The sequence below is a fragment of the Mucilaginibacter gynuensis genome, from assembly GCF_039541195.1.
GTDB classification, from domain to species: domain Bacteria; phylum Bacteroidota; class Bacteroidia; order Sphingobacteriales; family Sphingobacteriaceae; genus Mucilaginibacter; species Mucilaginibacter gynuensis.
Window position 1 is genome coordinate 1 of sequence record NZ_BAABFT010000032.1, and the last position, 23,938, is coordinate 23,938.

Consider the following 23,938-nt stretch of genomic DNA (forward strand, 5'->3'; position numbering starts at 1 on the left):
TACACCGATACTAAACAATTTCAGGTTGATGTACGCCGTAAACGGTGAAGGTACCGGAAGGCTGGGTGGTAGCCGTGGCTGCTTGCGTGACAGTCAAGGGAATATTGAAGTTTTCGAGCCTAATGGCCTCAACTTTCCGCTACACAATTGGGCACTAATCACAGATAGACTAATAACACTTTAAATCTTAGCATAATGAAAGGTTCACACTTTATAGGCACAGGAGATTACAATTATTTCCTGTATAAAATACCAACGGTAGATGAGTTTCTGACCGCTACCGGCATTACCGACCCCGCTTTAAAAACAATCTATAAACGGTTATTTGATGGTGTTTATGATAACAACCTTCAGGGCAGGTTCAAGGGTTTTTACCCATTTGCTACGGCGTTAGCAGCGGCTCAAAAGTATAATTTCCTTACACCGGAAGATACTGACCTTGCGCATAGGATTGCATTCCAAAACGATGCATTAACAGCACATACAGCAAAAGGGTTCGTACCTAATGCAGCCGGTCTTATATACGGCGATTTAAATTACAGGCATGACGGTGTAGCAGATATTCACATATCTGTTTACAATAGCACTGCCGAAAATCCGTCTTCAAGCGTTAATACCTGCCTGATGAAGGTAGGGCAAGCGGAAAATGATAAGATCACGTTGTCGCGTAACCTGTCGGGCACTACGCAGGTTCGCATAGGTAGCACCTCATCTGTAGTGGTTTCCGCCGCTGCCGGTTATGACAGGGCTAAAACGGGTTGGCTTTTGGGTAACCGAAGCGCTAACGCTGTAAAGCTATATGATGACGCGCTTGAAATTGCGACAGGCATGGATAGCACGACCATGTCGCCGCATACAGGATCAACGCTTATCGGCGCTGCATCGCCCGGTAGTGGCACCGCAAGTTTACGTTGGTTTTCGCAATGTGCTATTTCTTTTGCGTCAATAGGCTTAAGCATGACACCGGCGCAAGTGGCTGCGATGAATGTCGTTGTTCATGATTTAAACACCTCAGTAAACAGGTTGTAATGCAGTATCAAGTGAAGCGTGGCGATAGTATCGTTGCGATTGTAACCCCGACCGGGCCACAATCGCAACGAATCATGGGTGAAGATCTGCTCACGCTTGATATTGAAGTGTCGCAGCCGATCGATTTTCAAATCGATGATGAAATTGAATATGAGGGCTCGGTGTATACGCTTTTAATGGCATTGCCACCGGTAGATAAAGAGTCTTCGAGAAAGCACTCTTACCGATGCGTATTTAAAGGGCCACCCTATCAGCTGGATAAAGTTGCCTACATGAACTATGATGCAGAGAACGCGATGACCATCGGCGACTTTACGCTTATGGGTAATGCAGAAACGTTCATTGATCTGCTCATAGCAAATGCAAACCGTGATCAATCAGGCTGGACAAAAGGCGTGATCGATGTTACCGAGTATAAAAACCTGCCATTTAACGGTGTAAAATGTTTACCTGTGTTGGGAACCATTGCCAGCACCTTCAATATTGAATGGTGGATAGAGGGGAAAACCATTCACATGACAAAGCGCGGGGTTGTGCAGGATTTGACTTTCGAATATGGCCAAGGTAAAGGCCTCGAAACGATCTCACGCATTGAAACCAACGATATCAAGTTGGTAACTCGATTGTACGCGTACGGTTCCGAACGTAATATACCGGCAGATTATAAAGGTTTTTCAAAAAGGCTGAAGCTACCAGGTAGCTCGCCCTATATTCAGGCTAATACCGATCTGTATGGCGTTGTTGAAGAAACTGTATTTTTTGAAGAGGTTTACCCGAGGCGATTAGGGATCATCACCAGCATGATCGATAAGTTCTCCTTTATTGATAGCGCAATTGACTTTAATGTAAATGAGCAGTTGCTACCGGGTATTTCCGCAAAAGTCATATTCCAGACTGGCCAACTTGCGGGGTACACTTTTGAGTTGGCGGCCAATGGCGGTTTTACAAACGCTACAAAAACTTTCAAGATCATCACCAATAAGGATGAGAAAGCGCTTGAGCTTCCCTCTGATTTGTTACACCCGGCTATTGGTGACCAGTATATTTTGATAGATATAAATATGCCAGCCAGCTACATCACCGCGGCCGAAAATGAATTGCAAGCAAAAGCACAGGAGTATCTTGATAAGCGAAAGGTGCCACCGGCAGCTTATTCTGTGGTATGTGATCCGCTGGACTTTAAACGCAGAAATATTGTTATCCAATTAGGCAACTACGTTCGTTTTAAAGAGCCCGCGCTTGGATTGGATGCCAATATCCGGATAATAGGTTTTACCCGAGATGTGCAAAACAAGTTCAAGTATACGCTTGAGTTGGCGCAGAATGATGTTATTGCGACCTACCTTCAACAAGCAGTTGAAAGGGAAATCCAAACTTCAGAATTAAAGCTTGTTGGTAAATCTACTAACTTGGCTTATAACAATGCCCTTCAAGCAAAGGCAACTGCCGAAGGGGTGAAAGAAATTACCGACTATTTGGGAGTAACGATTGATGAGGCAGCTGGTATAGTGGCATCAGGAACGCTACTTGTAGGTTCTGGCGCGATAAATAATGCCGGTATTACCGGCGTGACGGATGCCGGCAACCAATCGGTACGGTTTTTCGCCGGGGCGGAATATGTTAACAAAGATCTTGCTATTTGGCGCGTGCTGGATGATGGGCAGATGTTCGCCAGCAGGGTAAAGTTAGGCTATGGTGCCAGCGATGGCGAGTTGTTGCCGGCGGGCTGGGACATTACACCCAATGGCATCATATCTGATCCTAAATATGGCATTACCGAAAACTTTGCTTTGATCCGTGGCTCAAGCTTAAATAAAGAGTTTTCATTTGGCACCGAGTTGATACCGATAAGCGGCGGTGGCCAGTATAGCCTGGTTGGCCGAATTGTAAACAAACGTGCGGAAACTGATCCTTTGTTTCCGAAAACAAATATTGCTTTGCACGTCGAGGCCTCGGGAGCCGATAATAACACAGCTTTAAATGTTATAGGAGATGTTATTATGAACGGGCAAAAAACAATATCCGGCGCCTTTGAGTACCGACAAGGTGATCAGCGATATGAGTTTATAGTTGTGAATGGATCTATTGTTGACCAAAATTATATTGGACCTGTATAATATGAATTTATCTATCAAACAGCGGCTACTATTACCGCATATATTTAGTGAAAATAAAGACAGCATCACTGAAGCTGCTGTACAACGTGATATCCGCGTCAAGGTCATGATCGAGGAAGATGAGGCGCTACATATCGCTTTAAAACAATCAGCAAATGGCTATCACTGGGATGCACAAAAAGGCATGGCTAAAGAAGTAGAGTTTACCCAGACAGAGCTAAATTATCTCAAGGAATCCATTTATACACTTAGCAGAGCGGGCGGAATAACTCAAGATATTCTTTCATTGGTAGAGAAAATTGCGAGCATTTAAATTATTAAGTTGCCTTAGCTGCCAGTCACACTAATACTTTATTTCGTCAATCAAATATGTAGGATTTTTGAAGGGTAATATCACACGATGAAAGCATTACCCTCAAAATATTCATGGCTTTACAATGAACCGGCTCCCCGCCAGTTAAAAGAGGCATTATTTCACTATGGCATCCTTGAACACGTTGGTAAAGGCAGCGATCCAAACATCATGGCATGGGCCAAAGAGGTCGGCGTGTCGGGTTGGTACACGGACGATGATATACCCTGGTGCGGCCTATTTGTAGGAGTTGTGATGCAAAGAGTTGGCTATGCTTTCAAAGCCGCTCAATTACTCTCAGCTCGTCAATGGATAAACTGGGGAAAAGCGCGGCCCAAAGGGCAGGAAAAGCTTTGGGATATTTTGGTATTCCAGCGAGACGGCGGCGGCCATGTGGGTTTTTACGTTGGTGAGAATGCACATGCCTTTTTGGTTTATGGCGGCAATCAGTCAAATGCAGTAGGCTTTGCCTGGATTGATAAAAGCCGGTTGTTAGGTGCGCGATATCCTGCCTATAAGATTGGTGAGCCGGCCAACGTTCGCAAGATCTTATTGTCGGAAACAGGTGAATTAAGTAAAAACGAGGCGTAATAGTGAGAATGGCTACCCCTAATAAAGAAGAACTTGATAACCTTAAGAAACGCCCGGTACAGTGGATCATTCTAACCCTCTGTAGCGTGGCCGCTTTCTTATTTGGCGTTTATCAGCTGAGAGTGAATAAGAGCGACGAAAATTGCGATCAGCGCATATTAACACTCCAGCGTGTAGCCTCCAAAAAGGATAGTATCATTTATGATTGGCAAAGCAAATATATAAGCCTATCAACTGAGCTTTTATACAAGAACAATATCATCGACCGGCAAAAACAGGTAATTGATAAAACAGATAGTACCGCTCGTACCAGGTTGGAAAAACCAGCTAAACAAATCGTAAAAAGCAATGACAAATAAAGAAAACACTGCTGAGGTTAAGCAACCCAGCAACACCGGATTTAAAATTGCAATAGCAGTTCTTTTTGTGGCCCTGATCGGGTCGGGCTGTTATATTTATTATCAAGGTAAAGATCTGAAATACGCGCAATCAGAAAACACCAAAAGCCAGGCAACGGTCAAGCAGGCAGCTACCATCATCAATCGCTACATCGATACCGCTGGCAGAAAGCACGTTGTAGTTGAAGATGACGAGAATAAGCTTAAAAATAATTGGTATCAGAACGGTACCGCTATATCTGGAGGGTTGATTGATACAGTCGCGCAGGCTTTGAATATTGCCCGCAAACAGTTGCAAGAAATTACTCAAGTGGCAACTGTTACAAAATACGAGAAGCTTAAAGCCGAACGGAAGTACGATAGCCTTCAACGCTTGACTTACTATTATAAGGATAAATACCTGCAATTGGCCTATCGCCCTGCTCGACCCGGCGACACAACCGACAATGGCCAGTTCGACTTCGCTTATAATGACTCCCTGCATGTGGTACAATACTGGAAACGGAAATGGCTGCTCGGTGCTAAGAAAAGCTACGTTGATATCTTCTCCAGTGATCCGCGCACTACAGTGAACGGAGTTAAGCGTTTAGTGGTAGAGCAAAAGGAACCGACCTTTGGCCTACGCGTACAGGCCGTATCTAATTATAGCTTTTCACGTAAATTATTAAATGTCGGCCCGGGACTGCAATTCGACTTCAAGAGGTTTAGCTTGGTTGGCACCTATTACTATGATGTTGATGCTAACCAGTGGCGGCCATCTATTGGAGCCAGGTACGACCTGATACGATTTTAGCGTGAAAGTTTCACGCTTTTTCACGTCAATAAAACGTTCACAAATGAACATGATATAATTCGCTAAATATGCACAAATTTGCATACTTATGAACTTACTAGTGTTTTTTATTGTATTTGCAATATTTATTTGCCTCTTTTATTATTACAAGTTACAGCACCAAAGGCTTGCTGGTTCTGGCCGGATACCAGAAATAATGAGTTCAAAACAAAAGGCGACGACATTTTTACTCCTTGCTGGTTTATCTTTGATAGGGCTTGTTTTTTTCAACGCCTTGTAATTGGTGCCTTTATCTATGATCCTTGAAAGATAGGTACAGGCAACCAACAATTGCTACGAATATTAAACCATTTACAAAGCCCATCTAATCAACTGGTTTTTTTATAAAATGTGTGAAAGCACTTGTAGCACTTGAAATGCCTCAGGCTGTCTGAAAGTAACATTTTCACAAAACGCGATCTTGGAATTCTCCTTACGCCTTTGCCGTTACATTTAGGACACGTTACGTTGTATTCATTTTCGATTGTAGGGGTAACAACCATATTATTATTGTTTAAGGTAATTAATGTTGAAACTGCTTTTACGAATGAAATCAATTATGGTTTAAAAAAAAATTAATTATTCATTATCCCGGCCGGTGATAATTGATAATAATCTTTTCAGGTTTTTTTCATTTATACTGTTTTTTTCCCCTGGGTATATGTACCATTCATCTCTTACTTTTCTTATTGCAGCCTGATAAATTCCGTCAACATATATATACCAGGATTCCCTGATACCTACGACTTTCGTAAGACTTACTTCTTTCAATTCAACTCCAAATGGAATTTGTACTTGGAATGTAAACATGTTTTAATATTAATAATTATAACGGCAAGTTCGATGCTTAGGTTATAAATTATTTGAAAAGATTGTAAAGAACCTTTGTTTTAAACTAAAAACCACGATGAAGGCCAAATATAAATCTTATCAACATTATTTGGATTTGCTAATATTTTTAGCATAGTTTTGTAAAACAAAAATCAAAGTAATGGAAAATTTCAAAGTCGAACCGAGTGGAGAGTCGTTCTTAATTACAGATGAATCTGTTGATTTCAAAATGCTTGCTACCAGAAACAGGAAGTTGGGCGATCCTGAACATAGCATATTGTATGTAGCTGACATTGGCGATCCGGAGAACCAGCCAAAGGATAGGTCTGAATTTAGTTCAGATGAGGACTTTGAATTATACCTTGATAACCATTGGACCGAAATATCAAAAAAAATAGAGGAGGCAATGCAAGCTGGTGAAGAGCCCAAATTAGATGCCTTTTACTTTGAGGTTCTAAATCGAGAGCGAGATCCTGATCAAACAAAATGGCCTCGTAGCTATGTGGAACAAGCAATGTCATTTTTCGCTGATAGCATGGGTATTTATTTTGAAGGCTTTTCGGCTATTAACGACGATCCATTTTATCGGGCTTATTATGATCACCATCAATTTGAGGACGGTTTGACCGAAGACAATTGCGAGCCTGATACATGGAGAGTATTAATGGGTGAAGATCAATCGGGAGGTAACGGGCAGGATAACGGTGATGGTGGTCAGGAAATATACAAAGGGTGAGCTCAAGCGGCCATTAGCGGGGTTTTGGATACATGCGGCCTTTGAAAGCCCTGGCACCGATTATGAAGAAGACCGAATCAGCCTAGACGAATACGTCTCCCATCATCCGGAGGCAACCTTTTATGTCAGGGTTACCGGTGATTGCATGCAATATTCAGGTATTGAAACGAATGACCTATTAGTCGTTGATCGCAGCCTCACTCCATTGCCGGGAGATATCATTGTCGCGGTATTGAATGGCCAGCATATTTTAGCGTGCTACATTGAGTTTATGAGTAAGATTTACTTAATGCCAGATAATCCTAAATATGGCCCGCATGCCGTAAACGAGTTTGACCAGTTAACAATTGAAGGAGTTGTACCACATACTATTTTGAACCAAAGAAACCACAATCATGTTCGCATTAATAGATTGCAACAACTTTTATGTGTCCTGCGAAAGGATCTTCCAGCCGGAACTCCGGGGTAAAGCCGGAGTTGTACTTAGTAACAACGATGGCTGCGCGATTGCTCGCAGCCAGGAGGCGAAGGATTTAGGTGTAAAGATGGGCACGCCATACTTTGAGATGGAGAAGATGGTTGAAGAGGGTAAGCTTTGGTGGCGCTCATCAAACTATACCCTATACCAAGACATGATGCGCCGGGTTACAGCGATCGTTCGCGAACAGTGGCCGGAAATGGAAATATACAGCATCGATGAAAGCTTTTGCGATATCCGGATGTTCAAAAATCATGATCTTGAAAAAATGGCTATCGAACTGCGCAGGCGAATTTTACAATACACGGGCATTCCGGTTTGTATTGGTATCGGGCCCACTCGCACGCTGGCTAAGGTTGGGAATAGAATAGCTAAAAAATATTTCAGTACCGGAGTATGTGTTTTGGATAATGAGGAACGCAGGTTGTTCGCACTGGAGCATTTACCTATAGAAGATGTTTGGGGCATCGGGCCAAAAAATGCCGCCAAGCTTATAAAGATAGGAAAGCAGACAGCGCTCGATTTTGCGCGGATTAACAACTTTGAGTATGTTCAAAAACGGTTTACGATTACCGGCCTCCGCACTTGGTACGAACTGAACGGCAAATCGGTGTTGAGTATGGAATATTTCCCAGCCGATAAAAAAGGGATTTGCACAGGAAGGAGTTTCGGTCAAAAAACTGATAGCTATGCAGTGATTGAAGATGCGTTATGTGCTTTCGTTCAAAACTCGGCACCCAAACTTCGTGAGCAGGGATCGCTATGCGGGCAAATACAGGTGTTTTTAATGACCAGTCAATTTGAGGTAGTGCATAAGCTTAAAAGCGCCGCCTATACAATTGATCTGGCTATACCATCAAACCTAACACAGGATCTTATTCATTATGCCGTTCAATGCTTGAAACGGATTTACAAGCCCGGTTACCCTTACCAAAAGGTCGGGGTATTTATGACAAAGCTAACACCGGCAGCAGCTGGCCAGCTTTACCTGCTCGCTGATAATGAAAAACGAGACAAGATGCTGCGCGTGTCGAAATTGGCAGATCGAATCAATAAAGCGATGGGCAAAGATACTTTACGCTTCGCAGCCATGGGCTATGAAAAGCCGTGGATGATGCGTCAGGGCTTTTTAAGTAAAAGATATACAACAAGGATTGATGAGGTGTTGACTTTAGGATAAATCTTATAAACTATTTTGGTCACCAGACTGGATTAACCCCGGGGTATTTGCCCGAACCGAACTTCGCTCAGCATACATCAGATCATCAGGATAAGGCTTAAGCAACTGCATAAGCTGTGCAGGCGAAACGTCCTTACTTAACCAAAGCGCTTCATCTTCTTTATTCAAAATCACCGGCATACGCTTTTTGTCATGTACGTTACCGACTTTCGTATTGGATTCAGTAGTGATAATTGAAAAGCTATAATACGGTAGTTCATAGCCAGGACCAACCCACTTACTCCAGAGGCCCGCGTAGGAGAATATTTCGCGATCAGTTAAGCCAAATTTATATACCTGGTTTTCCTGCGGTGCCGTCACTTTATCCAACTCATAAAAGCCGTTAGCCGGTATCAACACCCGTTTGTGGTTCACAAATAAAGGCCGCCATAGTTTACTTTCCATGATCTTGTCATCGCGGGTATTGAAAGTTGCCTTAACAGATTTAGGGCCTTCAGCGAAATGGGCTACTAATTGAAAATGCATCTGCTGAATCTTATCAGGCTCATCAGCAGTGATCACCGGCATACGTTCAGTGATACGGGCATTTATCGTGGGCGTAAAGGGCTCGGTCATTGTTGCCGAATAAGCAGCAAGTATTTCCTTCTCAGAACTGCTTAAGGTGTATCGTGCGCACATAATTATCTATATTTATCTTCTATTTTACGGCCGATATCCTGCACTAAAACGTCATCATCTAATTCGCCGTTCGATACGATCCAAGTGAGGCCATCTTCATCAAGCTCAACTTCTGCGGCGAGCTTTCCATCCATCAAAACTCCGAAGCTACCTTCATTGGGTACTATTTCAAATTCTGACATAACACCTTCGTGATAAGCAGTGAATTTAATAGTATCCGCTATGTGTGGTATCGGGAATTCAGCTTCATTGGTATCTACAATCATATCTGATGGAAATCCGCCTTCAGGCGATTGCAAATGATAGTACAACGCTTCTACGATTTGCAATTGCTCGTCATAAGGGAGTTCGCCAATGTACTCCCATTTAGTATGATCTTCATCAAAAGCAAAATCGCCACCCCACGTTTCACCTTCATAAACCGAATAAACATTATTATGCTCATTGTCATTTAGGACCGGAGAAAGTGTAATTTGACGGATATGACCATCCTGCCCGGTAACTGTTAATATCAAGCTGTCGACCATAGCTATTTAATTTATTTTAATACTACAGCAATCATTCGTAATTGTTTAAAAATCAATCGTTGAACCCTTCATCACATGAGAGTTGTCGATTACCAGGTCCCGCTTATACGCTTCAAAAGCTGCCTGAGTTTTGTGCCCGGACAAAACCCTGATCTCGTTATCTTTAAATCCCGCTTTGATCATTGCAATGACACTGGTATGTTTGAACGAATAAAGGCCATATCGCTCATCAAGCTTAAGATCTTTTCGAATCTCTTTAAACTGTTCTCTAAAGTAATCCCCTCCCATCCTATCGGCAGATACGTCGCCGGCCTTGCCAAACACAAAATCATTAAAGTGCTTCATTTTGGAAGATCGCTTTTTTATCAATTTCAGCAATTGATCAGAAATGGGAATAATACGATCACCGGTTTTGCCAATGATCCTGATCTGTCGGGCGGATTCGTCAATGTCCCTAAAAGACAATGACCTTATTTCTTCAGGCCTCATGAGACTTAAATAAATCCACTCCATATACTCAAGTAGATTTTTATATCCGAGCTTAGAGGTAGTAGATTTGATTTCTTTAACCAACCTGGGAGTGTAGGCCTTATTCTTTTGAGGTGTCGTATTCTTTAAATCGATATCGCTGATATCAAAATCATAAACAATTTTCCGACGCTCAACTCTTTCAAGCTTTTGGCAGCGATTAAAAAAAGTGCCATAAAACTCAAGGTAATTATTGTAGGTGCGCGCGGACCAATCGAGATTATCAGATTCCAGATCAAGAAACTCAATGATTTTATATTCATCAATTTCCGAAGCAATCAAACCTTCTAACTGATTATCCTTGATGTATCCCTCTAAATTGTATAAATAATTATCGTAAGTCTGTTTTGTACGATCAGCAAGGCCTTGCTTTTTGACATGTTTCCGAAATTCATCTATCGCCTTGGTAATAGTCCAACGCCTTGATGCCACTTTTTTTACCTCGACCTGCTCAAGCTGTTGAACAATTTGGGTTTTAACATTATAGTCGCTATCGTATGGACCATTGCCAGCACGAAGCCACTCTTCAACATCCAACCGTAGTTCTTGAGCTGCTTTTTCTTTTTCGTCGCGGCCTTTAATGTAGTTGATGCCCGCGCGTCTTTTAAATAATTTCCAGGTACCAGGGGCGTCTGGTGGCTCATAATAATATTGAACATGCCAGTCACCATTAGTGCTACGGATTATAGTTGGCTTCTTATAAGGCTTTTTTCGCTGTCTCATCCTTGCTTCTCTGAACTCGTAAAAGCTTACCCCGCGCCTTACCCCGTTTTTTTTGTTACTGTCAGAAAAGTGCGTTTCTGATACCGCAGAAGCGGTTTTTAAAGTGCCCGGAACGAGATTCGAACTCGTACATCCTTACGAATGCCACCCCCTCAAGATGGTGCGTCTACCAATTTCGCCACCCGGGCATCTGCTTTATTCGCTGCAAAAATAGACGATTTTTTGATACACGGAAATCACATCGCTACTTTTTAAAATTACCATAGTAAATATCGTCCAATTTAGTAAATGCCCGGCTGCGTTAATGCGGTCGGGCATTTTTTTATCATGTTATTATTTATCTCATAAACTGGCAGTTATTAATTCCATTTTCTTAATACAAACCGAATAGTAATGTAATATATACAGATATCTTCTTTACTTATCATTATAGATATCTCCAATTTTAACTGATTATACTGTTGCCATATTAAACTTATCGCTATCAACTTCGTTACTAAAGCGATTTAACAACAATCTTAATTTTGGATTGATCACATTTTTACAAAATGGCTTTTCAGGATTGCTGTAATAATAATTCAAATAGTTTGCAGTATTCCTTTTAAATTCCCGGAAAGGTAATACTTCAGTAATAATCTGTTGTGCAAATTCTGGCTGTAATGCTGTTATTGCTTCTCTTGAAGTTACTTCCTGCTGCCGATTGAAAGTATAAATTGCAGACCTGTATTTTGAACGCATGCTATGGTTCGATGTACAGCTATGCGTATGTAAATGAACTGTGATAAGTGTTGATAAAGAAATGAGATTAAAGGTTACTATAACCGCTTCTGAAAAAGCTGCTGCTTCACCATCCGCGGCAATCCACCCTTGCTCTACATGTGTCACTCCTTTTAGCGACATAAATATAGCCTCCGTACACCAATGGCAACTCCCGCCAAAACCTATCTTATCCATTATTTAAAAACCATCAATAACCAAACCAATAAACAACAACGCGTTTAATGGGTTTATAGCTTTATAAAACCTGCAAAAATGACAAACAAGCCCTACATCGTCTGCCACATGATGAGCTCGGTGGATGACAAAATTTTAACCGGTAACTGAAAAGGAACTACAATTGCCAAACGCACCGGAAATTATATGAAACTATTCATCAAACTTTTGACAACTAAGCCGCCGGGCATTATTTAAACAGAGGTTCAAAAACACTGTCTATCTGAAAATAATTAACACCGGCATTTTTCAGCTTAACAGCTTGTTGTTGTGCTTCCTGTAAAATAGCGGCAGATTTATATGCCCAGGCATTGATCACCCCTATTACCATTATATTATTTTTACGAGCCCAGTCAACATCATCCTTAGAGATAGTATCTGAAAAAAGGTAATAGTTGGATGATTGATAACCCGGCTTAAGCATATTATCTTCCAGTTGTTTGCGGGTGCAACTAAGCTTTATTTTACCGGTGAAAAAATCGGTAGATTCATCAGTGCCAATCATCATCGCCGACTTACACGCATTGTATTTTTTTAACAAGGTAATTAGCCTTGCAAACATAACGGTATCATTACTGCTTATTTTGTTATCTATCATTATACTCAATTTGCCTCTGCTAAGCTTTAAAATAGCCTCAAACTTTTGCACTTTATAACCCTGCTTGTTGTTGAGTTGGCTGATTTGTTTCCAGGTCATGGATGATACCGCCGAATCAATACCGAAAGACCGTTTAAAGGTATTATCATGATGTGTGATAAAAACACCGTCTTTAGTTATCCGCAGATCAGTTTCAATCATCCAATAACCATGTTTAATTGCCGCCTGTAAGGCCTCGACACTGTTCTCGCCGGCAGTGCTATCTACTACTCCACCGCGATGCGCAATTAAGTGGTAATGAAAAGGCATTTTTACAGATTGTCCAAATACATGCAATGAAATCAGCATCAATAATATTATGAGTTTGTTTAATCTTTTCATGTTTTCGATCTTCCGGATAACTTGGCTAAACTTTTTATGCATTTCATTGTAAAAATAATTATTCAATGTAAAACAGATATTAACACTATATCCATCGTAGAATAACGATATTACGTGGCTCAAAACAAGCTGTCATTTATAAAAATATTGACTAACAATCATTTACATAGTGGCATGTTATTAGTAGTGATGATTACAGCCAAAATAAATAATTAACAAATAACATCTTTTTGACTTAACGTAATTAAACTATCAGCATATTTAAAAAGTAAAACTTAATCAGCATCAAACATGAAAATTACAGTAAAAGACGGCACCGAAATTTATTACAAAGACTGGGGTACAGGTCAACCTTTAGTGTTCCATCACGGATGGCCATTATCAAGCGACGATTGGGACGCCCAAATGATGTTCTTTCTTGAAAAGGGCTACAGGGTAATAGCCCACGACCGCAGAGGCCACGGCAGGTCAACCCAAGCATCATCAGGTCATGACATGGATACTTACGCGGCCGATGTAGCAGCACTTACCGAAGCGCTTGATCTTAGAAATGCCGTACACATTGGTCACTCAACCGGTGGCGGCGAAGTTATACATTACACAGCTAAATACGGTAAAGACCGTGTTGCCAAAGCGGTGCTTATAAGCGCGGTTACACCGCTTATGGTTCAAACTGAAAACAACCCTGATGGTGTACCAATGGCCATATTTGACGAAATTCGCCAGGGTACCGCATTTAACAGGCCACAGTATTTTCAAGATTTCACTATCCCTTTCTACGGTTACAACCGCGAAGGTGCAAAAATATCGCAGGGAGTAAGAGACAATTGGTGGCGTCAGGGTATGATGGGCGGCGTTAAGGCTCATCACGATGGTATCAAAGCTTTCTCTGAAACAGATTTTACTGAGGATCTGAAAAGTGTAGATATCCCGGTATTAGTATTACACGGCGAGGACGACCAAATTGTTCCATTCCCTATTTCGGGCGCTAAAGCCGTAAAATTGTTAAAAAATGGAAAGCTGATCTCCTACCCAGGGTTCCCTCACGGAATGCCTACTACAGAGGCTGCTACCATTAATGCTGACATATTAGCTTTTATACAGTCGTAACCTGCAAATTGCAATAAAAAAACAAAGCCTTGTCATGCATTATGACAAGGCCTTGTTTTTTGTGGGGCGTGCCCGAGGAGAGACTCGAACTCTCAAGAGACAATTCTCAACGGCTTCTGAGACCGCAACGTTTACCAATTTCGCCACCCGGGCTTTTCAGTTGTAATGGCGCATTTTATTGTGCCTTTTCAACTAACGAGGGTGCAAATATAAAGGTTTCGGGCAAATCCGCTCAATAAATTATAAAATTCAGTTATATGATTGCAAATAAGCACGCTATAGCTAACTTAGGTACCCAATACTATACTTTATGAAGAAATTTTGCTTGTTGATTGCCTGTTTTACGCTGTTCGTTTACCGGTTAAATGCTCAAACTATCCAAATTGTTGAACAAGGCAAACCGGCCAGCATCCGCGGACTTTCGGTAGTTGACGACAATGTAGCCTGGGCAAGCGGAAGCCGGGGTTATGTAGCCAAAAGCACCGACGGCGGCACAAGCTGGGCATGGAAACAGGTAAAAGGCTACGAGAAAGCCGATTTTAGGGACATAGAGGCCTTTTCAGACAAGGAAGCGGTAATTATAGCATCAGGAACGCCCGCGCTTATTTTGAAGACCACAGACGGCGGCGAATCATGGCAGTTGAAATACAACAATGCCGATACCACTTACTTTTTAGATGCCATGGATTTCAGCACCCCACAGCATGGCTGGGTACTCGGCGACCCGATAAACGGCAAATTTCTGCTGATGGAAACCAACGATGGCGGTAATACATGGGCATCGCGCACAGACATCGCCCCCGCAGCAGCTACCGGTGAGGCGGCTTTCGCGGCAAGCGGTACCTGTTTGCGTGTGGTTAAAAATAATCTATTCATCGTTACCGGCGGTACGGTTACCCACCTCATACAATCGGCCAATAATGGTAAGCAGTGGCAGCACCAGGATATTCCGGTGGCGCACGGGCAGGGAGCCAAGGGCGCATTCTCATTAGCCGTTAACGGAAAAGATATATTGATCACCGGCGGAAATTATGAAAAAGATAAGCTGACAGATTCGGTAGCCTGCTACTTTCAGGATAAAAAATGGGTGCTGCCTGCCACATATCCGGCAGGTTATCAGTCGGGAGCGGAGCATATTAAGGGTTCAACCTACCTTTCAACAGGTACCCCGGGTAGCAATATTACTACCGATGGTGGTAAAACATGGAAACAAATTGATGCCACCAGTTTCAACGTTTGCCGCAAAGCCAGGCGTGGAAACCTCGTTTTACTGGCCGGGAATGGCGGCAAGATAGGCATTTTGAAATTTTAGTTATTGGAAATGAATAGCTTAAAAAAAACTTTAGAATTATTTAAAAATAAGACTTGCACGATATAGTTTATGTCCCTATATTTGCACCACTTTAAACGGAAACGGTAACACGAAAAACTTTAAAGAATGATTCCGTAGCTCAGCTGGTAGAGCATAACACTTTTAATGTTGGGGTCCTGGGTTCGAATCCCAGCGGGATCACTGCCCAAACAAAAAACAGCCTTTACGATACCGTAGAGGCTGTTTTTGTGTTTCACAAACCCACTCAACCAATGCTTTATCGCCTGATTTTATTCCAATTATTCATAAACCCGGCACATGGTTTCACAAACACTTTATCATGAGCAAAAATTTTGGTCAATCATTAAGTTTTAAGGTGGTAGCGCAGGCGCATACACGGGCAGACGGCACGAATACTATCTATTTAAGGGTAATTATCGATCAGGCGAAGAAAGAATACAATTTGAAAGTGTTTTGGCCAAAAGCGCATTTCGACGAAACCAAACAGGAGGCGTTACCGCGCCATAAGAACGATATGGATGTTGCCTCGGTTAATATGGTGATCAACGAAGCAAAGGGGCGTGCTAACCGCATTAAAATACGCTACTTCGGGGAAAACAAACCGCTAACGCTCGATTTATTTACCCGCGAGTTTGAGAATTATGAAAGCCGGGATAACTTCATCTTCTACTGGACTAATAAAATAAACGAAAAATTTGCCAGCGGTGAGCTGGGCAGCTCAACTGTTACCAGGCACAATACCAACCTTGAACGTTTTAAAGAATTTGCCAACTGCGGCGATTTTTTCAGCATTTCAGATATCAGGCCTGAATTAATTTTAAAGTACCAGGCGTGGCTCCGCAAAAAACTAAAATATAACACGGTAGTAAACGCGCTTAAAACCTTGCAAACCTACCTCAACGCTGCCTCGGCGGATGGGTTTTCGGTTGAAGATCCGTTCGTTAAAATAAAGCTTAAATATGTGGCTGGCGAGCGCGAGGTATTGGAGCGGGATGAGTTAAAGCGCCTTCAAAAGTTATTTCTCGAACCCGATATGCCCGAAATTATGCGCGAAGTGCTGCGTAAGTTTCTTTTCAGCTGCTTTACGGGTTTAAGGGTTAGTGATAGTGCGCAGCTTCACCGCAAAATGATCGTTAAAAATATACTCCGGGTGAAACTGGTAAAGGGCGAAAACTTTGGTAAGGAGGTGCAAATACCTCTCCCCGACTACGCCATTTCGCTTATAGAAGGGCGAAAAGGCCAGCTTTTTAAGGCTATCGCCGATCAAACCTGTAACGACTGGCTAAAAATCATCGCCAAAGATGCCAAGATTGAAAAAAGCCTTAGCTTCCACGTGAGCCGGGATACTTTCGCTACGCTGTTTATCGAGATGGGAGGCGATGTGTTTACTTTAAAGGAACTTTTGGGGCATTCAGATATCAAAACAACCATGATTTACGTAAAGATGAGCGAAAACCGAAAGGGCGTATTAATGAACAATTTCAACAACCTGTAAGCAGGGAGGGGATACTTACAGGCTTTGGAGCGGGTTAACCTACTTTTCTGATTTCGGTAAGCTGTTCGCTTTGATCATCCACCTTTTCTTTCATCATGGCGATCAACAGGTGCATTACGCGCGCGAGCTGGCATCGATCTTCCTGGTGCAAATTTTCATCATGGGCGACCGTCTCCGTTAAAACATTCATCATTCGCGGGGTGTCACCGTTTTCATAGATACTCAATAGCTCGGCCACTGTACCGGTGGCGTTGCTGCAATTTTTGCACTGCTTAATCATAATTGCATTATTTAGGTTGTATAAGAGGTTCAATTTAACAACCATTAGTTGTACATACAATACCCACAATTACACAATCTGCTTACGCATTTGCATTGTTTTTTATCTGAATTACCCGTGCATCCTCTTCATCGGCTACCCGTCGCGAAAAAGTTACGGGCTTTTCGTTAATCTTCAGTTGATTTTCCATTAGCCTTTCCATGCGTTCGAGGCGTTCATTGTAGAAGGTCATTTGTTGCACGCCGGCATCGGCTGTTGAGGTGGATACCCCAGCGTTAGCATTACCGGCAGCAAAAGTTGAGCTGCGCCTTGCCTCCCTGTCGGTAGTGGCCTGTATTACCCGTTCGAAATCGAGCATAGCCCCGCCGCTATTGAGCAGGGCATCAATTACGCCCCGGTTATTGGCGTAGGTTTGGCGGCTTAAAATAGGCTCACCGCCCTCAACCTGTCCGTATATCTGTCCGTATGGGCCAACCAGGTTAATGCCCCCGCTCGCGTGGGTAGGGCCATTGGGCAATATGCCGCCCGTGGCAAAGCGCCTGCTACCGGTTGAGCTATTGGCCGATATGCTGCCCTGTTGTTGCTGGCTGTTATCAGATCCGCTATCTCCGGAAAGGGATGTAATACCCTGGGCGATGCCTTGCCCCACTACGTTTAAGATCGATAACCCGGCGCGTACTTTCGCCGCGGTTGTTAAAGCGGTGGCAGTAGCCCATCCCGCAGGACCAAGCGGCGCGTTAAAAGCCCAATAACCGGCAATCTCGATACCTTCGTTAGCGATGATCCTGCCGATGGCGATAGCCTTTTCAACGGCCAGTTGCGCCAGCATAATACCCTTGCTTTTGCCGAAAACCGCGCTTAAAATGCTCACACCCGTCATGGCCAACTGGTTGCGCTCATTGCTAATAGCTTGCTGAATGCGCAAATATGCCTGTTCAGCCTGTTGCTGGTCTTTAATGGTTTTCAGTTTGGCATCATAAGCTTTTTTATCCTGCTTAATTTTGTTGTCGGTCATTTTGGCCTCTAAATCGGCCGTGTTTTGGTACCAGCTGATGCGCAAAAAGTACTCATCCATTAGGTGCGATTGTTCGAGTGCCAGTTGTTGTTGGTTGTACTCATCCTCGGTGATCAGCTGCTGCGCGTACTTATCTTTTAATGCCTGTTGCTCGGCAGCGTATTGGTCGTTCAAAACACTCTGATCGTTTTTGAAACCCGCATTATCCCCGTAATTGGTTTTTTCAAGGAGTGCCGCATCGCGGTTATTGCCGATTGCCTCATCAATTGCTTTTCGATCTTCAGGAGATGAGTTTTTATCGTTACGTAACTTATTAGCTTTCTGAATAATCTGATTGTACTTATCATCAATCACCTGCAACTGCGCCAGCACCTCCTCGGTAGTTCCTTTTTTGGCGGACGCTACTATTTGATTGGTTTGCTCAAGCAGAGTTTGTAGTTCACTTTTATACTTTTCAAGTTCCTTAGCTGCTTTTTCTGCCGCGGCACGTTGCTTATTTAGTGTATCCTGGCTTGGCCCCGATTGTGGTTTAATAAGATTATCAATCTCAGCTAAAGTTTTTTTGATGTTTGAAACCGCCTCGGGGCTACCCGCACCCGATTTCAACTCCTCATTCGCTTTCTTAAGCGCATCAACCATTTTAATATATTCGGCGCTCCCTTTTTTAGCGCCATCCATTACCACTGTCAGTATTTTGCTTTTATTAGCAAGTTCATCTAACAGGTCGGCTCCCGGTATTTTGTCGTTATACCCCGATTGCTTCTTAAAATCGTTCAGGTCGTCGGTTAACCGTTTGGTTTCAGCGCGGCTATCCTTCAACTTTTCATTTGATGATACAATAGCGTTGCCGTAGCTATTAAGCCCCTGTATGAGAAGGTCATATTTGTTAGAGGCAAGAATATTATTCAAATCTGAATTGCCTTTTGCCTGTTCACGTATGGAGTTGAGCAAGTTTTTATAAATAAAAACCGCCTTCTCGTTTTCATTATTACCCTTAATGGTGAATTTAATGCCGTCTTCGCCTATGCTTTGCTGAATTTCGCTTATACGCATAATCAGTTTTTGTTGCTGATCGTACTTGTTATTCATAGCCTCTGCTTCATCCTTAATCGCTTTATCAAGCTTTTCAGAACGTTGCTGATAGGCAATTCGCAGCACAAACGCCTCGTTAATTTTTTCGAGTATGGGTAGCAGTTCGCTGTTTTTTACTTTGTCGCTATCCACCTGGCTTAAGTAACCTGGATACTGGCTTTTAAGCTGGTTAATAATTTCAACCCTTCGCTCGGCCGTAGTGTTATTGCTTTCCAATTCCAACCTTAACCCTAAAAAGCTACGCTGATCTTCATGTAAGGTTTCAGAAAGCGGCGTGCCCACAAAATCTTCTACCCATCCTAATAGTGGATTAAGCACGTCCACCGCAAGGCCTTTCCCTTTGGTAATCCATGCGCCGATGCTTTCCTGAATATTTCCAAGCCTTGTTTGCATTTTTTGCAGCGCCCCGGCATCTGTGTCGGCAACAGCTTTCGCCACGCCGCCAAATTCTTTTTGCAGTTCCTTTAATATGATAGCTTGTGCTTCCTGTAGGCGATTGGTTTCTACAAGCGTGGTTATTTGCTCTTTTTGCTGTGCGCTAAAAGCCACCCCAACCTTAGCCAGGGCTGTCATACCTTTAATTGGATCATTTAACGCCTTGCCTACCTGAATGGCGGTCCCTTGTATGCCTTCCATACTTACTTCGCCCTGATTCATAGCTGCCGTCATATCAACAATAGCCGGTAAAGCATCTTCGTAAATACCACCCCGAATATTGGTGAAGGTTAACAAGATTTGCTCACCCTTGCTGATCACATCGTCATCAATACCCGTAAGGTTCATTAATTCACCTGCTAAATCAGATAGACCCTGTTTGGTTTGCCCTGAAATATTTTGTGTGCTTTTCAATGCGGCATCAAGTTGAGCCTGCCCTTTTACGGCCTCCTGATATGCCGCCTCGCTACCGTTCCATAGGTCTTTAATAAAGCCAATGCCCGCGCTAATACCTTTGAAAATAAGGGTACCGGCAGTAATATTACCTGCCATTTCGGTAAACCCATCCTTAAACGAATCAAAAAATCCCTTTTGCTCGCGGGTTCCGCGAGCTATTTCTGCCCGCCATTCCCGATGTGCTGCATTTAAATCTTCCAGTCTACGTTGCTGTTCGGCATAATTAGGCGCATTTCGGTTGAGTGTTTGCACAAGGCGAATCTGTTCAGATCGCGCGCGGTTGAGGTCGCGAAAAGTTCCTATCGCCTGTTGACCGTTGATCACCAGGTTAATTACTGCGTTTTCTTGTTGTGTGGCCATGGCTTAAAGCGGATTAATTATTTGTGTGCCTGCAAAGGCAGATTCGATATTAGCAAGGGTATTAACACCATAATCGCGTACTAACACTTCGCGTAAAATGGCAACCTCTCGGGTTTTGGTTTTGCTGTACCACGGTTTTTTACGCCTCCCGTACCTCACGCCTCTGTCTGATGTTCCTTTTTTAGATATTGGCATGCCCCTGCCCACGCGCATATCAATAAAGCGGCCGTACTGTTTAAATTTTAAGATCACCCGCTCAACATCGCCATTGGCCTGTACCAACTGGTAGGTGAGGCTGCGCATCAGCGGTCCATCTATTTTGCCGATACCGTATTTTTCCAGCGCCTCATGAAAGCGGTCGATAGTCACCTCTGCCCAGCCTTTTACGGCATCGTGCATGTTTACCTGTTGTACGTTGCTCGCCATAGCTTAAAATTTGATCCAGTAAAAGTCGTCCAGCGGGTAATTGTCAAGCGTGAGCGTGGCTTTGTAATATCCCGCGGTATCGTAGGTGAAGTAAAAGCGTTGCCCCAGGTATTCCATGTATTGCGGTTGCCCGGTACTGATGCGCAGCTCAAAAAGCGTTTGTAAATGCGCCTGCCTTTCGTAAAGCGACACCACCGAACCGCCTGTGCCCTTGTAGGTAGTTGGCGTAATGATGTTCGGCAGGGTTACGGTATAGCCACTCCCGGGTGCGCCTACATAAATTTCAATAGGCAACTCGTTAAAGCCGTTTTTATCAACATCGAAAAAAGCCTTAAAGCGGAATAACTTAACGCGGTTATTTTCTGATAGCGTAGCATCGTTGCCAATGATCTCCGCTTTGGTCACCAGGTCATAGTTGAGCACCCGGCAATATATTTTGGTAGCGGTCAATTCTTCGTTTTCGCGCTTATCGTAAGCTACCTGGTCAATTATGATATAAACGTAGTTTCCGTCTTCCGTCTTAAAGCAATACTTATCGGTCATTGGCATTTCAGCCAGCACGTAAGGCGGTATCACCGCATGCAGGGTAATTTGCTTGCTGTCGTTCAAAAAACGGTAATAGTCGATATCGTCCTGCTTTAAATCTTCACTTGCGGCGGTAGGATAGAACTTGCCACCGCCCACATCAACCATGCCGGTATACCTGAAAAACCGCAACGGCCATTTGTTGCCCGAATTGATATTCAGGGGATCATCCTGCTGAAACTCCGAAGGGTAATCATCCAGCGGAAGCGTAGGGATCTTCATATACTGATCCACCGTTAAGTAGCTGAACAATCCCGGTGCGGTTTGCTCAATAAATTTGAGCGCGCCGGCCGCTTTTTCCACCTTATTGCTGCCATCGTTTACGATCAGGTATTTAAGCGGCGCAAATGTTTTGTTATCATCTGTGCCGATGTTAAACGCGTTATCCTGCTCATCGGCTTTCAGGCTCACCGTATAGCCTTTGCTTTCGGGCAATTCGTGCTCAATTACATTGGTGATATAAGGCGTTAAATCGGTTATTTTAGTACCTTTTTTGATGTTCCGGAAGGTGGAAACTGTCATTTTAGCGGTAGAAAGGTTGATATCTATCGCCAAATAATACCTTTCCCTTAGCTGCTTCAAAAAATCAGAAATGAGCATGTAAGGCATATAGCGCATGCTCGGGTAAATGAAGCCCGTTTCGAAAGCCATCCTGGTATAAATGTAAATGGCATCATAGTAGGGGTCGGTAAAGAAATCGCCATCAGGTGTTAAGCCCAAATACTGTGCTACGTTCTTTAAAATGTAGGTGAGTTTAAAAAACGGGGTGTTTGCCAGCGAATAGGGCGTTGATGGTTTGCCGCTTTCAAACGCCTGCGCATCGAGGTTATAATAATTGATAGCCCCGCGACTGGAAACACCCGCTTGCCCAATGTTCGGGTTTTGGATAGGTAGAAAGATGTAGTTATAATTCTGCGGAAACTGGCACGTGTTCAACATCAGCGCGTTGAGTTTGGCCTCGGTATCGCCGCTGGTAAGGTCCGAATCAAGGGTGCGAATGTCCGACAAATGCACGTTCTTCATTAGGTAATTGATGGCTGTTTGGTTTGGTTCAAGCGTGCACTCAAAGCCATCCGGACTGATCCTGTAGCTGATCTTACCCGTTACCATCAATATCTCCTCGGCGTAAAACTGCACATCGATGCGGTAAAGCGAGTTGCTCGATTCCAGCATGTGGCCCAGCCCGAAAAAAGCCTTGTTGTTTTCGTTCAAACCTGCTTTAAACGGGTAGCTGATATCCGAAAAAAAGCTATCCGCGTCGTTAAACAGCGGATTGTGTTTTTCTATCGTAATAGTTTGACCGGGTACGGGTTCTAAGGCTCTCCCCGCGCTGTTAACGATGCGGATCATTTATAATCGATTAACCGAAGTATTTAAATCGTGTACGACACCATTCATCGCAGTTACTTGCGTAGGTGTCATACTTAAGCCGATTGAAGCAAAAGAAATAGCACATTGCGAAAACCAACGCAAACTTGTGGTGCCACTACCGGGCGATGCAGCACCGATAAGCGTTGAACCTGTATGCGGCGACATGGTCGTGCTATCCGTGCCTGTCGCAATTTCAAGGGCGTCATCATACAGCTTTACCGCGTTAGCACTTCGGTTACCCAAAAGCCATCCCGTTTTGGCCCTGTCATAACCGGCAGCGGCGGAAACCACAACAGATGAGGTGCTACCTATCCGCACCTGCGTAGTGCCCGACAGGTTACGTGACAACGTAATCTTATCGTTTTCCGCTTGCCCTACCTTCATCAGGCAGGTATTAACGCTTGAAGACGGATTTTCGGCAGTGCTATTGTAAACAGATATGTGAATATCTGCGATACCGTCATGCCTGTAATTAAGGTCGCCGTAAATCAACCCGGCTGCATTAGGAACAAATCCTTTGGCGGTATGAGCCGATAATGCATCGTTTTGGAATGCAATTCTATGCGCAAGGTCAGTATCTTCCGGTGTAAGGAAATTATACTTTTGAGCCGCTGCTAACGCCGTAGCAAATGGGTAAAACCCCTTGAACCTGCTTTGAAGGTTGTTATCATACACACCATCAAACAACCGTTTATAGATCGTTTTTAAAGCGGGGTCGGTAATGCCGGTAGCGGTCAGAAACTCGTCGACCGTTGGTATTTTATACAGGAAATAATTGTAATCTCCTGTGCCTATAAAGTGTGAACCTTTCATTATGTTAAGATTTAAAGTGTTATTACCCTGTCAGTGATTAGTGCCCAATTATGTAGCGGGAAGTTGAGGCCATTAGGCTCGAAAATCTCAACATTACCTTGGCTGTCACGCAAGCAGCCACGGCTACCACCCAGCCTTCCGGTACCTTCACCATTTACGGCGTACATCAACCTGAAATTGTTTAGTATCGGTGTG

25 protein-coding genes and 3 tRNA genes are annotated in these 23,938 nt (G+C 43.3%); 14 read left to right on the forward strand and 14 right to left on the reverse strand.

From position 1 onward, the window contains the following. From ABD894_RS27665 to ABD894_RS27695, 7 genes are all read left to right on the forward strand, one after another. A partial coding sequence (locus ABD894_RS27665) for a hypothetical protein (RefSeq protein WP_345214352.1) occupies positions 1-184 on the forward strand: 184 nt, incomplete at its 5' end. An 11-nt stretch (positions 185-195) separates the two neighbouring features. Beyond that, positions 196-1,029 (forward strand): hypothetical protein, encoded by an 834-nt coding sequence (locus tag ABD894_RS27670; RefSeq protein WP_345214353.1) that lies wholly within the window; start codon positions 196-198, stop codon positions 1,027-1,029. Then, entirely contained in the window at positions 1,029-3,146 is a 2,118-nt protein-coding gene (locus ABD894_RS27675; RefSeq protein WP_345214354.1) for a phage tail protein, read from the forward strand. The genes ABD894_RS27670 and ABD894_RS27675 overlap by 1 nt, the downstream gene beginning before the upstream one ends. A 1-nt stretch (position 3,147) precedes the next feature. Continuing rightward, positions 3,148-3,459, forward strand: coding sequence for a hypothetical protein (locus ABD894_RS27680; protein ID WP_345214355.1), 312 nt, complete (start codon positions 3,148-3,150; stop codon positions 3,457-3,459). An 87-nt stretch (positions 3,460-3,546) separates the two neighbouring features. Further along, positions 3,547-4,089 carry a TIGR02594 family protein gene (locus ABD894_RS27685; RefSeq protein ID WP_345214356.1) on the forward strand — a complete coding sequence of 181 codons (543 nt, stop codon included), beginning with the start codon at positions 3,547-3,549 and terminating at the stop codon, positions 4,087-4,089. A gap of 8 nt (positions 4,090-4,097) precedes the next feature. Beyond that, a complete protein-coding gene (locus ABD894_RS27690) occupies positions 4,098-4,448 on the forward strand; it encodes a hypothetical protein (protein WP_345214357.1) in 351 nt (116 codons plus the stop codon). Continuing rightward, positions 4,438-5,280 (forward strand): hypothetical protein, encoded by an 843-nt coding sequence (locus ABD894_RS27695; RefSeq protein ID WP_345214358.1) that lies wholly within the window; start codon positions 4,438-4,440, stop codon positions 5,278-5,280. Before ABD894_RS27690 ends, ABD894_RS27695 begins: the two co-directional genes overlap by 11 nt. Positions 5,281-5,898: 618 nt before the next feature. On the opposite strand, the gene ABD894_RS27700 is transcribed toward ABD894_RS27695, so the two are convergent. Next, positions 5,899-6,129, reverse strand: a complete 231-nt coding sequence (locus tag ABD894_RS27700) for a hypothetical protein (protein ID WP_345214359.1) — start codon at positions 6,127-6,129, stop codon at positions 5,899-5,901. A 181-nt stretch (positions 6,130-6,310) separates the two neighbouring features. On the opposite strand from ABD894_RS27700, the gene ABD894_RS27705 reads away from it, so the two are divergent. Genes ABD894_RS27705 through ABD894_RS27715 form a run of 3 tightly spaced genes read left to right on the forward strand, consistent with a single transcriptional unit; the run spans position 6,311 to position 8,544 of the window. Further along, positions 6,311-6,886 (forward strand): hypothetical protein, encoded by a 576-nt coding sequence (locus ABD894_RS27705; protein ID WP_345214360.1) that lies wholly within the window; start codon positions 6,311-6,313, stop codon positions 6,884-6,886. Then, positions 6,858-7,355, forward strand: coding sequence for a LexA family protein (locus tag ABD894_RS27710; RefSeq protein WP_345214361.1), 498 nt, complete (start codon positions 6,858-6,860; stop codon positions 7,353-7,355). The genes ABD894_RS27705 and ABD894_RS27710 overlap by 29 nt, the downstream gene beginning before the upstream one ends. Further along, positions 7,282-8,544 (forward strand): Y-family DNA polymerase, encoded by a 1,263-nt coding sequence (locus ABD894_RS27715; protein ID WP_345214362.1) that lies wholly within the window; start codon positions 7,282-7,284, stop codon positions 8,542-8,544. Before ABD894_RS27710 ends, ABD894_RS27715 begins: the two co-directional genes overlap by 74 nt. Before the next feature lie 3 nt (positions 8,545-8,547). Here the strand turns inward: ABD894_RS27715 and ABD894_RS27720 are convergent, their stop codons facing one another. From ABD894_RS27720 to ABD894_RS27745, 6 genes are all read right to left on the reverse strand, one after another. Next, on the reverse strand, positions 8,548-9,222 hold the full coding sequence (locus ABD894_RS27720) for an SOS response-associated peptidase (RefSeq protein ID WP_345214363.1): 675 nt from the start codon (positions 9,220-9,222) through the stop codon (positions 8,548-8,550). Between the two features lie 2 nt (positions 9,223-9,224). Beyond that, on the reverse strand, positions 9,225-9,749 hold the full coding sequence (locus ABD894_RS27725) for a hypothetical protein (RefSeq protein ID WP_345214364.1): 525 nt from the start codon (positions 9,747-9,749) through the stop codon (positions 9,225-9,227). Between the two features lie 45 nt (positions 9,750-9,794). Then, a complete protein-coding gene (locus ABD894_RS27730) occupies positions 9,795-11,000 on the reverse strand; it encodes a tyrosine-type recombinase/integrase (RefSeq protein WP_345214365.1) in 1,206 nt (401 codons plus the stop codon). A 104-nt stretch (positions 11,001-11,104) separates the two neighbouring features. Beyond that, a tRNA-Leu gene (locus ABD894_RS27735) sits at positions 11,105-11,188 on the reverse strand. Positions 11,189-11,453: 265 nt separating this feature from the next. Continuing rightward, positions 11,454-11,954 carry a peptide-methionine (S)-S-oxide reductase gene (locus tag ABD894_RS27740; protein WP_345214366.1) on the reverse strand — a complete coding sequence of 167 codons (501 nt, stop codon included), beginning with the start codon at positions 11,952-11,954 and terminating at the stop codon, positions 11,454-11,456. A gap of 229 nt (positions 11,955-12,183) precedes the next feature. After that, positions 12,184-12,972 carry a glycerophosphodiester phosphodiesterase family protein gene (locus ABD894_RS27745; protein ID WP_345214367.1) on the reverse strand — a complete coding sequence of 263 codons (789 nt, stop codon included), beginning with the start codon at positions 12,970-12,972 and terminating at the stop codon, positions 12,184-12,186. Positions 12,973-13,263: 291 nt separating this feature from the next. Here ABD894_RS27745 and ABD894_RS27750 point away from each other — a divergent pair, with 291 nt between their 5' ends. After that, positions 13,264-14,082, forward strand: a complete 819-nt coding sequence (locus ABD894_RS27750) for an alpha/beta fold hydrolase (RefSeq protein WP_345214368.1) — start codon at positions 13,264-13,266, stop codon at positions 14,080-14,082. A 69-nt stretch (positions 14,083-14,151) separates the two neighbouring features. Here ABD894_RS27750 and ABD894_RS27755 read toward each other — a convergent pair. Further along, positions 14,152-14,235, reverse strand: a tRNA-Leu gene (locus tag ABD894_RS27755). 157 nt (positions 14,236-14,392) lie between these two features. Here ABD894_RS27755 and ABD894_RS27760 point away from each other — a divergent pair. The 3 genes from ABD894_RS27760 (at position 14,393) to ABD894_RS27770 (ending at position 16,910) form a co-directional block, all read left to right on the forward strand. Next, positions 14,393-15,394 (forward strand): WD40/YVTN/BNR-like repeat-containing protein, encoded by a 1,002-nt coding sequence (locus tag ABD894_RS27760; RefSeq protein WP_345214369.1) that lies wholly within the window; start codon positions 14,393-14,395, stop codon positions 15,392-15,394. A 128-nt stretch (positions 15,395-15,522) separates the two neighbouring features. After that, a tRNA-Lys gene (locus ABD894_RS27765) sits at positions 15,523-15,595 on the forward strand. Between the two features lie 139 nt (positions 15,596-15,734). Further along, positions 15,735-16,910, forward strand: a complete 1,176-nt coding sequence (locus ABD894_RS27770) for a tyrosine-type recombinase/integrase (protein ID WP_345214370.1) — start codon at positions 15,735-15,737, stop codon at positions 16,908-16,910. A 34-nt stretch (positions 16,911-16,944) separates the two neighbouring features. On the opposite strand, the gene ABD894_RS27775 is transcribed toward ABD894_RS27770, so the two are convergent. The 6 genes from ABD894_RS27775 to ABD894_RS27800 form a co-directional block, all read right to left on the reverse strand. After that, on the reverse strand, positions 16,945-17,190 hold the full coding sequence (locus tag ABD894_RS27775) for a hypothetical protein (protein WP_345214371.1): 246 nt from the start codon (positions 17,188-17,190) through the stop codon (positions 16,945-16,947). Between the two features lie 82 nt (positions 17,191-17,272). Then, positions 17,273-20,548, reverse strand: coding sequence for a hypothetical protein (locus ABD894_RS27780; protein ID WP_345214372.1), 3,276 nt, complete (start codon positions 20,546-20,548; stop codon positions 17,273-17,275). Positions 20,549-20,551: 3 nt separating this feature from the next. Beyond that, on the reverse strand, positions 20,552-20,974 hold the full coding sequence (locus tag ABD894_RS27785; RefSeq protein WP_345214373.1) for a hypothetical protein: 423 nt from the start codon (positions 20,972-20,974) through the stop codon (positions 20,552-20,554). A gap of 3 nt (positions 20,975-20,977) precedes the next feature. Continuing rightward, complete coding sequence (locus tag ABD894_RS27790; protein WP_345214374.1) at positions 20,978-22,909, reverse strand: hypothetical protein; 1,932 nt, start codon at positions 22,907-22,909, stop codon at positions 20,978-20,980. Beyond that, the gene (locus ABD894_RS27795) at positions 22,910-23,743 is read right to left on the reverse strand and encodes a hypothetical protein (protein ID WP_345214375.1); all 834 of its coding nucleotides are present in this window, start codon (positions 23,741-23,743) and stop codon (positions 22,910-22,912) included. Between the two features lie 11 nt (positions 23,744-23,754). After that, a partial coding sequence (locus ABD894_RS27800; RefSeq protein WP_345214376.1) for a hypothetical protein occupies positions 23,755-23,938 on the reverse strand: 184 nt, incomplete at its 5' end.

Coding starts and splice junctions, on each gene's coding strand:
- ABD894_RS27670 (WP_345214353.1), top strand. CDS start 196: ATGAAAGGTTCACACTTTATAGGCACAGGAGATTACAATTATTTCCTG.
- ABD894_RS27675 (WP_345214354.1), top strand. CDS start 1,029: ATGCAGTATCAAGTGAAGCGTGGCGATAGTATCGTTGCGATTGTAACC.
- ABD894_RS27680 (WP_345214355.1), top strand. CDS start 3,148: ATGAATTTATCTATCAAACAGCGGCTACTATTACCGCATATATTTAGT.
- ABD894_RS27685 (WP_345214356.1), top strand. CDS start 3,547: ATGAAAGCATTACCCTCAAAATATTCATGGCTTTACAATGAACCGGCT.
- ABD894_RS27690 (WP_345214357.1), top strand. CDS start 4,098: ATGGCTACCCCTAATAAAGAAGAACTTGATAACCTTAAGAAACGCCCG.
- ABD894_RS27695 (WP_345214358.1), top strand. CDS start 4,438: ATGACAAATAAAGAAAACACTGCTGAGGTTAAGCAACCCAGCAACACC.
- ABD894_RS27700 (WP_345214359.1), bottom strand. CDS start 6,129: ATGTTTACATTCCAAGTACAAATTCCATTTGGAGTTGAATTGAAAGAA.
- ABD894_RS27705 (WP_345214360.1), top strand. CDS start 6,311: ATGGAAAATTTCAAAGTCGAACCGAGTGGAGAGTCGTTCTTAATTACA.
- ABD894_RS27710 (WP_345214361.1), top strand. CDS start 6,858: ATGGTGGTCAGGAAATATACAAAGGGTGAGCTCAAGCGGCCATTAGCG.
- ABD894_RS27715 (WP_345214362.1), top strand. CDS start 7,282: ATGTTCGCATTAATAGATTGCAACAACTTTTATGTGTCCTGCGAAAGG.
- ABD894_RS27720 (WP_345214363.1), bottom strand. CDS start 9,222: ATGTGCGCACGATACACCTTAAGCAGTTCTGAGAAGGAAATACTTGCT.
- ABD894_RS27725 (WP_345214364.1), bottom strand. CDS start 9,749: ATGGTCGACAGCTTGATATTAACAGTTACCGGGCAGGATGGTCATATC.
- ABD894_RS27730 (WP_345214365.1), bottom strand. CDS start 11,000: ATGAGACAGCGAAAAAAGCCTTATAAGAAGCCAACTATAATCCGTAGC.
- ABD894_RS27740 (WP_345214366.1), bottom strand. CDS start 11,954: ATGGATAAGATAGGTTTTGGCGGGAGTTGCCATTGGTGTACGGAGGCT.
- ABD894_RS27745 (WP_345214367.1), bottom strand. CDS start 12,972: ATGAAAAGATTAAACAAACTCATAATATTATTGATGCTGATTTCATTG.
- ABD894_RS27750 (WP_345214368.1), top strand. CDS start 13,264: ATGAAAATTACAGTAAAAGACGGCACCGAAATTTATTACAAAGACTGG.
- ABD894_RS27760 (WP_345214369.1), top strand. CDS start 14,393: ATGAAGAAATTTTGCTTGTTGATTGCCTGTTTTACGCTGTTCGTTTAC.
- ABD894_RS27770 (WP_345214370.1), top strand. CDS start 15,735: ATGAGCAAAAATTTTGGTCAATCATTAAGTTTTAAGGTGGTAGCGCAG.
- ABD894_RS27775 (WP_345214371.1), bottom strand. CDS start 17,190: ATGATTAAGCAGTGCAAAAATTGCAGCAACGCCACCGGTACAGTGGCC.
- ABD894_RS27780 (WP_345214372.1), bottom strand. CDS start 20,548: ATGGCCACACAACAAGAAAACGCAGTAATTAACCTGGTGATCAACGGT.
- ABD894_RS27785 (WP_345214373.1), bottom strand. CDS start 20,974: ATGGCGAGCAACGTACAACAGGTAAACATGCACGATGCCGTAAAAGGC.
- ABD894_RS27790 (WP_345214374.1), bottom strand. CDS start 22,909: ATGATCCGCATCGTTAACAGCGCGGGGAGAGCCTTAGAACCCGTACCC.
- ABD894_RS27795 (WP_345214375.1), bottom strand. CDS start 23,743: ATGAAAGGTTCACACTTTATAGGCACAGGAGATTACAATTATTTCCTG.